The sequence below is a fragment of the Caldalkalibacillus uzonensis genome (assembly GCF_030814135.1).
Classification (GTDB): Bacteria; Bacillota; Bacilli; order Caldalkalibacillales; family Caldalkalibacillaceae; genus Caldalkalibacillus; species Caldalkalibacillus uzonensis.
In genome coordinates, this window is sequence record NZ_JAUSUQ010000046.1 from 1 (window position 1) to 1,722 (window position 1,722).

General features: G+C 43.6%; 3 protein-coding genes and 1 pseudogene. 2 read left to right on the forward strand and 2 right to left on the reverse strand.

The features are described 5' to 3' along the window. Window positions 1-215: 215 nt before the first annotated feature. Window positions 216-497: a hypothetical protein gene (locus J2S00_RS19720; protein ID WP_307344011.1), complete on the forward strand. Its 282-nt coding sequence runs from the start codon at window positions 216-218 to the stop codon at window positions 495-497. 5 nt (window positions 498-502) lie between these two features. Next, window positions 503-682, forward strand: a complete 180-nt coding sequence (locus J2S00_RS19725) for a JAB domain-containing protein (RefSeq protein ID WP_307344025.1) — start codon at window positions 503-505, stop codon at window positions 680-682. Window positions 683-730: 48 nt separating this feature from the next. Here J2S00_RS19725 and J2S00_RS20005 read toward each other — a convergent pair. Next, window positions 731-940 (reverse strand): annotated as a pseudogene (locus J2S00_RS20005) (DUF6573 family protein); the annotation flags it as partial. 115 nt (window positions 941-1,055) lie between these two features. Continuing rightward, window positions 1,056-1,343 (reverse strand): hypothetical protein, encoded by a 288-nt coding sequence (locus tag J2S00_RS19730; protein WP_307344013.1) that lies wholly within the window; start codon window positions 1,341-1,343, stop codon window positions 1,056-1,058. Window positions 1,344-1,722: the final 379 nt, after the last annotated feature.

Genomic DNA, 1,722 nt, shown 5'->3' on the forward strand with positions numbered 1-1,722 from the left:
TGGGTCACTTATACATTCTACAGTTTGGGGTGAAGTCCTTTTTTTATCTTTTTTAAGCCTTACGGCTTAAGACTTCGTAATTCTGCAAAAGGCTCGCTTGATTAAAAATGACGTGTTCCGTTGATGGAATGCGTCATTTTTTTAAAATCAACGAAAAGGGGGGAGGACCCTCTCTACAAGTCTAGTGGAGGGGGTCATCCTCTCCTGGCTTGTAGATGGGTAAAAATATGAGAACAAATTTTGTTTCCATTGCACGAGAAGCGGTTGAAAAATATCAGCCGGAAAGTGTTGATCTCCAGCATCTTTTGGCTGTAATACTGGGAGAAAGCGTTTCTCCCGAATTATGCAGGCGATTGGCTGCTATTGGGGTAAGAGAGCTTTCAAAAATGTCCACTCTAGAATTGATGTTAGAAGGGTTGACAAAAATGAAGGCCCAACAGATTATGGCCAGTTTCGCACTGGCTAAAAAGTGGGCCGAAAGTAAAGAGATAACATAACAAGTATCAGAACACCCGATGATGCTGCTGATTATCTCAAGGGGATTTTCAAAGATAAAGTACAGGAGCATTTTTATTGTCTTTGTCTCGATACAAAGAATCAGATAATCCACGAACGTACAATATTCGTGGGTAGTCTTAATGCTTCTATTGTTCCAGAAACAACATCCACAGCATATCCATAATCTCCCGGATACGCTTTGTGTCGTATCTGAGGGGCTGGGGGTGAGGATCTCATCCCACACAGCACGGGTAACGGCAACAGGATAGCGGAACCCTGCTTCCCGTGCTGTTTCTGTCACATTGATCAGTATGCCATCCTCAATGGCTTGTTTACGGGAGTAGGAGTGGATTAGCATATCTTTTGATACGGAAAAAACCGCCTCTTCTTGACTAATTGACCCGTCTAGTTCCTTCAAACGGGCCTTCATCACGTAAAACATAGTTTAGGCGTTGCAAAAAACCCCGCAACGCCTTTCACCTTCTTGTTTATTTTTTTCGGGAGACGAAACACTTCGTCTCCTTCTTTTTACCGAATTGAGCCAAAACATCTTCGCTTCACCCCAGCATCTTAATACTATCGGCTGGTAGTGTCAGAAAGGTCCACGGATTTTCTCCTTCAAGAGCTATATGCTGACAAAGTTCTCTCAATGAATCTGCTTCAAATTCCCAAGACACAGATGTGGTATAATCCCAAACCTTGTCCTGGGTTTTAACAGGGCCGTGTTCATCCACGAAAGCCTTTAGCTGGGCTTTCATGGTTTTTAACACGGCTTCCAACCGATCGATTTCGTTGGCAAGCTGAACAGCTTTTTCACTGGAATCAACCTGTTCAATGATTTTCAAGGCTACGTTGCTCATCTGGAGACAACTCATTTCTTCATTTTTTGACCGTGGACACTTCCTCAAATTATGGAGAAAACACCATTTTTGACAAGAAGACTTTTCTGGTTTCCCGCTCCATCAATAAAAGTGATAAAGCCTTCTTACAAGTCAATCATTTTTACCTCCTTTTGCCCCTTCCCCCTTTTCGGGGTGTTGTCCTGTTTGTTTCCGCCGGACAACCAAGGCCAAGTTCGACAGTTACTAGGCAAACAAAACGCTCATAAACCCATACTACTCCTGGGTTCATGAGCGATTCAGTATGGTTGGTACGTGTATCTATGAACTTGGCTGGATCTCGAGGAACCTTGGGGGAGGTTCAACGCCTACAGCTGCGAAGATT

Excerpts from the sequence above, each read along its gene's own strand:
- J2S00_RS19720 (WP_307344011.1), top strand. The coding sequence starts at position 216 with ATGGGTAAAAATATGAGAACAAATTTTGTTTCCATTGCACGAGAAGCG.